This window comes from Candidatus Pelagibacter communis, from assembly GCF_001179945.1.
In the GTDB taxonomy this organism is placed as follows: domain Bacteria; phylum Pseudomonadota; class Alphaproteobacteria; order Pelagibacterales; family Pelagibacteraceae; genus Pelagilacustribacter; species Pelagilacustribacter ubique_A.
Map to the genome: position 1 here is coordinate 1 of NZ_CVSG01000021.1, position 6,478 is coordinate 6,478.

7 protein-coding genes are annotated in these 6,478 nt (G+C 31.5%); all 7 read right to left on the reverse strand.

The features are described 5' to 3' along the window. Positions 1-211: 211 nt before the first annotated feature. Positions 212-679 carry a bactofilin family protein gene (locus AMN78_RS00785; RefSeq protein WP_075533730.1) on the reverse strand — a complete coding sequence of 156 codons (468 nt, stop codon included), beginning with the start codon at positions 677-679 and terminating at the stop codon, positions 212-214. A gap of 64 nt (positions 680-743) precedes the next feature. Then, on the reverse strand, positions 744-1,868 hold the full coding sequence (rodA, locus tag AMN78_RS00790; RefSeq protein ID WP_075533731.1) for a rod shape-determining protein RodA: 1,125 nt from the start codon (positions 1,866-1,868) through the stop codon (positions 744-746). Then, a complete protein-coding gene (mrdA, locus tag AMN78_RS00795) occupies positions 1,868-3,802 on the reverse strand; it encodes a penicillin-binding protein 2 (RefSeq protein ID WP_075533732.1) in 1,935 nt (644 codons plus the stop codon). Before mrdA ends, rodA begins: the two co-directional genes overlap by 1 nt. Then, positions 3,795-4,307: a rod shape-determining protein MreD gene (gene mreD, locus AMN78_RS00800; protein ID WP_075533733.1), complete on the reverse strand. Its 513-nt coding sequence runs from the start codon at positions 4,305-4,307 to the stop codon at positions 3,795-3,797. Before mreD ends, mrdA begins: the two co-directional genes overlap by 8 nt. Next, on the reverse strand, positions 4,307-5,152 hold the full coding sequence (mreC, locus tag AMN78_RS00805) for a rod shape-determining protein MreC (RefSeq protein ID WP_075533734.1): 846 nt from the start codon (positions 5,150-5,152) through the stop codon (positions 4,307-4,309). The genes mreD and mreC overlap by 1 nt, the downstream gene beginning before the upstream one ends. A gap of 19 nt (positions 5,153-5,171) precedes the next feature. After that, positions 5,172-6,209 carry a rod shape-determining protein gene (locus tag AMN78_RS00810; RefSeq protein WP_075533735.1) on the reverse strand — a complete coding sequence of 346 codons (1,038 nt, stop codon included), beginning with the start codon at positions 6,207-6,209 and terminating at the stop codon, positions 5,172-5,174. Positions 6,210-6,219: 10 nt separating this feature from the next. Continuing rightward, positions 6,220-6,478: alpha-isopropylmalate synthase regulatory domain-containing protein (locus tag AMN78_RS00815; RefSeq protein ID WP_306452600.1), on the reverse strand; the 259-nt coding region annotated here is incomplete at its 5' end.

A 6,478-nucleotide genomic window follows, 5' to 3' on the forward strand; every position in this document is an offset into this window, starting at 1 on the left:
AATGTCCAGCGTTTCCATATGAGGCTGGTTTAAAATCTTGAGATAAAGGATCTTGACGGTCGAAAATTGTAACAGGAATGCCTTTTTTTATAAGTTGCAAACCTGTACAAACCCCTTGAATTCCAGAACCTATTATTCCAACTGATTTACATTTATAATTTTCCATTAGGAAATTATATTTCAATGTTTAAAAAAATAGTAGTGCGGTAGATTAGGCTAAGGCCTCTTTATTAACAACTTCTGGTCTTTCCTCTGAATTTTCTGAAGGGTCTTTTTTATCTTTCTTTTTAAATAAGAAGTCACCTGTTAATGTAGATTTAGATTTATTTGTTTTTTTAATATAGCCATCTATATCTGCGCCGTTCTCTGTTTTTAAATTGTTTCCAAATTCAATATCACCTTTTACTGTTCCCGTTGAACCAATAACTACATCCTGACCTGATACCTTTCCATCAAGATGTCCGTGGATTTCCACATGATCACCTTCTATTGAGCCTGTGATAGACCCAGTTTCTCTAATTATAATCTCTTTGGAATACACCGGACCTTTAATTAATCCAGCTACGTCTATAGCACCCGAACTATTAATAGTACCCTCAATACTTACTGTCTCACTAATTAAAGATCTTTCTGAGTCTGTAAGTTTTTTTTTCTTATCTCCAAACATATAATTTTTCATAAATTAACCACCAAATTACATATTATACAAGATGATAATAAAATCAAATTTGACCAAAATAGGTTTAATTAACTGGGGTATCTTTATAAATTTTACAGGACATTGCTATTCCTAAACCGAACATTATAGCCATCATTGAGGATCCTCCGTAAGACATAATAGGTAATGGAGATCCAACTATCGGAAGTAAACCTAGCACCATCATCATATTGACAACAACATAAATGAAAAATGCTGTTGCAAAACTATAACAGTACAATTTACCAAAGTTGCTTCTCGTCACGTTTCCAATTTTAACAATTCTCCAAACTATCAAAGCATAAAGTAATAGAATGAAAAGTGATCCAAAAAATCCAAATTCTTCAGAAAATAAAGTAAATATAAAATCTGTATGTTTTTCTGGTAAATAATCTAAATAACTTTGTGAACCTTGTAAAAAACCTTTTCCAAAAAGTCCACCTGAGCCAATAGCAATTTTAGATTGAATGATTTGATATCCAGCACCAAGCGGGTCTCTCTCCGGATTTAAAAAAGTTAATATTCTTGACTTTTGATATGGTTTTAAGAATGAAATAGCTATTGGTAATAAAGCAAGAAAAGCAAAACCAGAGATCGCAAAAAATTTAACCCGTACCCCTGCTAACCATGCTACTGTTATTCCACCAGCAGCAATTAATAAAGATGTCCCTAGATCAGGTTGTGTTGCTACTAAAATTATTGGAGAAATAAGTACTACAACAGGTAAAAAAAGATATCTAATCTGGTTAATATTTTCAATTGAAATTCTGTGATAATACTTAGCTAAAAATAAAATCAGTCCAATTTTCATTAATTCAGAAGGTTGAAGATTCATAAAATATAAATCGAGCCATCGTTTTGAACCTGACGAAGTCAAACCAAAATATTTTACTCCAAGTAATAAAATAAAAAATAAAATATAAATTAGATAGCTTTGGCTATGCCAAAATCTAATTTGTATAAATGAAACAATAAAAAACATTCCAAAAAAAATAAAGAATCTAAGAATGTGGCTACTTGTATGATATTTTAATTCTCCTCCGTCAGTGGAATACATAGCTAAAATACTTACAAGTCCGAGTATAAAAATAGAGATCACTAAAACGTAATCTATAGATAGAATTTTATCTTTTATACTAAGAGAGGATTGAATTGATCTAGCTCTAAACATTAAACAGGCTCTCCTAATAAACTATTAATTTTTTTTCTTAACTCGTGTCTTTCTAATACTTTTTTTATAATTTTTTTTGCTATTGGGGCTGCAGCTTTTCCTCCTGAACCTCCGTGTTCTACTAAAACACTTATAGCGTATTGAGGATCTTTGTAGGGAGCAAATGCTACAAACAATGCATGGTCTCTATCTTTATAAGGGAGACTTTCTTGTTTAACCTCCGCTGCTCGCTGTTCCTCTGTAAATCTTTTTATTTGAGATGATCCTGTCTTTCCTGCAAACGTAAATTTTTTATTTTCCCACCTATGTCTATAAGAAGTTCCACCAGGTTCATTAGAAGATGAAAACATTGCATCTTTAATCAAATTTATATGCTCTTGGTTTTTAAATAAAGGTTTTAATTCAAAATTAGACAACAAAAGATCTGTAGGTAATGGGTCATTTGGATTTTCATTTTTATATTTGATATAATCTCTTAATCTATTGTTTTTTTCGTCAAAAATTATCCTTGGTTTAATTTGAAATCCTCCATTGGCAATTTGAGCTGTCATCAAACATAATTGTAGAGGTGTGCTTTGAAAATAGCCCTGACCAATTCCAGAGTGGAGTGTCTCTCCAAGATACCAATTTTGTCCAATAAATTTCTTCTTCCATTTGGTATTAGGAACAACCCCTGCTTTTTCCTCAATGAAACCATTAAGTACTTTTTTCCCTAAACCAAATTTTTTCGCTGTTTCAGATAGACGATCAACTCCTAATTTTCTGGCAACTTCATAAAAATAAACATCACATGATCTTTGTATTCCTTTTCTCAAATTTACTATTCCATGACCATCCTTTTCCCAGCAGTGAAATTTTTCTCCGTAAAGTTCGATTTTACCTTTACATCTAAAAGTATCTAAAGGTTTAATTATGCCGTTTTCTAGAGCACTAAGTGCAACTAAGGTTTTTATAGTAGAACCCGGTGGATATAATCCTGAAATTGTTTTGTTTGTTAAAGGTCTTAATTTATTTTTAATTAGACTATTCCAATATTCTTTTTTTAAACCATGTACAAATTCATTTGGCTCAAACGTGGGAGATGATACCATGGATATTATATCACCATTATATACATCCATAACACATACTGCTGCAGCTTTATCTTTTAAAAGTTCATTTGTGTATTTTTGAACTTCAAAATCCAGTGTTGTTTTGTAACTTTCTCCTGCTTGACCTTCGTTAATTTGAATTTGTTTTACTCTTTTTCCAAAAGCATTAACTTCATATCTTTGAAATCCTATTTTACCAATAATCTTTTCATCAAGTTTTCTTTCTAGTCCAGTTTTTCCAACACTCATACCAGGCACATGTAAATCTTTTAAATATTTTTTTGTTTCAAGGTCTTTTGCACTTACTTGTGAAACATAACCTAAAATATGCGCTGAAGAGTTATCTGGGTACATTCTCGCTACTGATACTACTGGCTTAACTCCTTCCAATTCGTGTAAAAATAAATTTAGTCTTGAAAATTCTGACCAAGTTATATTATCTGAAACAATTATTGGCTCCCACGGTTTCTGTTTAGCTATAACCCTTTTTAAATAAAACAATCTTTTATCTGTTAAATTCAAAATTGTTTTTAATCTTACGAAAAGTTTTTCTATATCTTTAGAATTTTCAGGTATGAGGTGAACTTGGTATACTTGCTCATTCGATGCTATTTCTTTATCAAAAAAATCCTTTATAACTCCTCTTTCAGGCGCCAGTTTCCACTCTCTGAACCTATTTTTATCAGATAAAGTTTTATATTTTGTTCTCTCGTTAATCTGCAAAGAAACTAATCTACCAATAATTCCTACCATTACCACAGCTTTAGCTGCAGTAAGCAAAAACATCCTACGACCTATCAATTTTGATTTGATAACTGTATTACCTGAACTTGGATTAAGCATCACGATTTCCTATAAATGAAATTTGATAAATGTTAAATAGTAACCAAAATATTGGGAACATAAAAAGAGTAAAAAACATGTTGTATCCAATTTTTGAATAACTAAATTCTAAATCTGAAAAGTTATTTAGAAGAGAAAAAAATAATAGATTTGAAAATATCATCGCCATAAAAAAAGTGAACCAATCTGATGCTATCGTTGTATTCACACTTTTATTTCTTACATATGTACCCACAAAAATAATAATTAAATATGATAAGGAGCTTATACCTAAAGGAAAACCCATAACCACATCATTAATTAAACCTGCCAAAAAAATATGACCGTTGGCCATTAATTCTGGCTTTTTTAAAACCCAAAAATAAATTAGAATAATTTGAAAATTAAGAGTAAAAATTTCAAATACTTTTTCGAGATTAGTATCTACCTCACTAATACAAAGATAATATAAAAGTAATAATGGTCCAGCATTGTAAATTTTATAAAATAGAGAGTTTTTTGCCATTATAATTTTCCTAAATTTTGAATACTTAAATTTACTGTTACAAAAGAAAGTTGATTTGGGTCAACAAACAAATCAACTTCTCCATCAAGATTGGTCATTCCAATTGGAGCGCCTGGCGAAAATATTCCATCTTTTCCTGAAGCAAATACATTTATCTCTTCAATTACTTTATAATCCTCTGGTAAATATTCTAAAGTTGGATTATTTGTTCCACCGCCTGAAAGTATTGCTTGGGCACCTTGGTCAAGTGTAACAGGAATACGACTATTCAAATCATTCAATAATAGAACTCTAGAAGATAAATAATTTGTTTCAACTATTCTTCCAACTAAGTAGTTATTATGAGTTACAGGCATGCCCTTCAGTATACCTGTTCTGGTGCCTTTATTAATTATTATTGATTTTAAAAAAGGACTATTTTTATCTACTAAAACTTTGGCCAAGACAACATTGCTTAGATTTTTATTAAAATACTCTGTTTCCAAAATTTTTTGTAAGTTTTTGTTTTCATCTGATAAAAATTCCACATTAAGCTCAAGTAATTTATATTTTTCTATCTCTGCTTTTAATTTTTCATTTTCCGCTTTGACATTAAAATATTTAGTGAGATCTTTGCTGACTTGAGGAAAAAATCTGGTTGGCGTAGAAGCTAAAAAAGTTATTCGATAAACCACATCATTCAAAAAACCTCTCACAGGTTTAGTAAACTTTGCTCCATAAACATCTAGAAAAAAAATAATTAAAGCTAAAAATATCAACGATAGAACTGAGAATTTTTGTGCTCCTCCTCTTTGAAGAAGAGCGGAGCGAAAAGCTATACTAAAATCATCTCTACTAACTGACATCTATTCATCTGTGGATAAATTAGTACTCTGATAACATTGTAGAAAACAATTCTTCATTTTCTAAAGCTCTTCCAGTTCCAATAGCAACGCATGACAATGGGTCATCGGCTATTGTTACGGGTAAACCTGTATCTTGAGAAATTAATTTATCTATATTTTTTAATAATGCTCCACCGCCTGTAAGCACTAGTCCCATATCAATTAAATCTGCAGATAATTCAGGTGGAGTATTTTCTAAAGCTTCTTTAATGCCACCTAAAATTTGATTTAAAATTGGCATTAATGCCTCACAAGCATCTTTTTCTGTAAGCTCAATCTCTTTTGGTGTTCCTGATCTTATATCTCTACCTTTCATTAAAAACGTATTATTCGAAGATGGTATAGCTGTACCAATTTCTTTTTTAATCTTTTCTGCCGTGGAGTCTCCTATCATTAAATTCATTCTTTTTCTCATGTAGGCTATTATAGATTGGTCTAATGCATCTCCAGCAACTCTTAAAGATTTAGAATAAACTACACCGCCTAGTGACATTACTGCTATTTCGGTTGTACCACCTCCAATATCAACAACCATTGAACCAGTTGCTTCTGAAATAGGTAATCCTGCTCCAATTGCTGCTGCAATTGGCTCCTCAATTAATTGAACTTTTCTTGCTCCTGCAGCTAATGCTGAGTCTTGAATAGCTTTTCTTTCCACAGGAGTAGAACCAGTAGGTACGCAAATTAAAATTCTTGGGTTTGCAAAAGCATTTTTTTTGTGAACTTTTTTGATAAAGTGTTTAATCATTTCCTCAGTGACTACAAAGTCTGCAATTACTCCATCTTTTAATGGTCTAATAGCTGAAATATTTCCTGGAGTTCTCCCTAACATTGTTTTTGCTTCGTCTCCAACAGCTAATACAGATTTTTTTCCTGCATCCTCAATAACTGCAACTACTGACGGTTCATTTAGCACTACTCCTTGGTCTTTTAAAACTACAAGGGTATTAGCCGTGCCTAGGTCTATAGCCATATCTTGTGACCAAAGTGAAGTTAATCCTGTTAAACCTTTAAACATATTTTCCTTTCTAAATTTGAACGCTTAGATTTTCGTCATCTGGCGCTGTTTTTTTTCTTTTAATTATTAATTTGTTTAGTGCACTTAAGTAAGCATTAGCTGATGCCACAAGTGTATCCGTATCAGCTGCTTGACCTACTGTAGTTTTACCTTTCTCCTCAATTCGAACGCTAACTGTCGCCTGTGCATCAGTGCCTTCAGTAACAGCATGAACATTATATAATAGTAGTTTGACATCATGAGCATAGAGTTTTTTAATACATTTAAAT

Coding starts and splice junctions, on each gene's coding strand:
- AMN78_RS00785 (WP_075533730.1), bottom strand. CDS start 679: ATGAAAAATTATATGTTTGGAGATAAGAAAAAAAAACTTACAGACTCA.
- rodA (WP_075533731.1), bottom strand. CDS start 1,868: ATGTTTAGAGCTAGATCAATTCAATCCTCTCTTAGTATAAAAGATAAA.
- mrdA (WP_075533732.1), bottom strand. CDS start 3,802: ATGCTTAATCCAAGTTCAGGTAATACAGTTATCAAATCAAAATTGATA.
- mreD (WP_075533733.1), bottom strand. CDS start 4,307: ATGGCAAAAAACTCTCTATTTTATAAAATTTACAATGCTGGACCATTA.
- mreC (WP_075533734.1), bottom strand. CDS start 5,152: ATGTCAGTTAGTAGAGATGATTTTAGTATAGCTTTTCGCTCCGCTCTT.
- AMN78_RS00810 (WP_075533735.1), bottom strand. CDS start 6,209: ATGTTTAAAGGTTTAACAGGATTAACTTCACTTTGGTCACAAGATATG.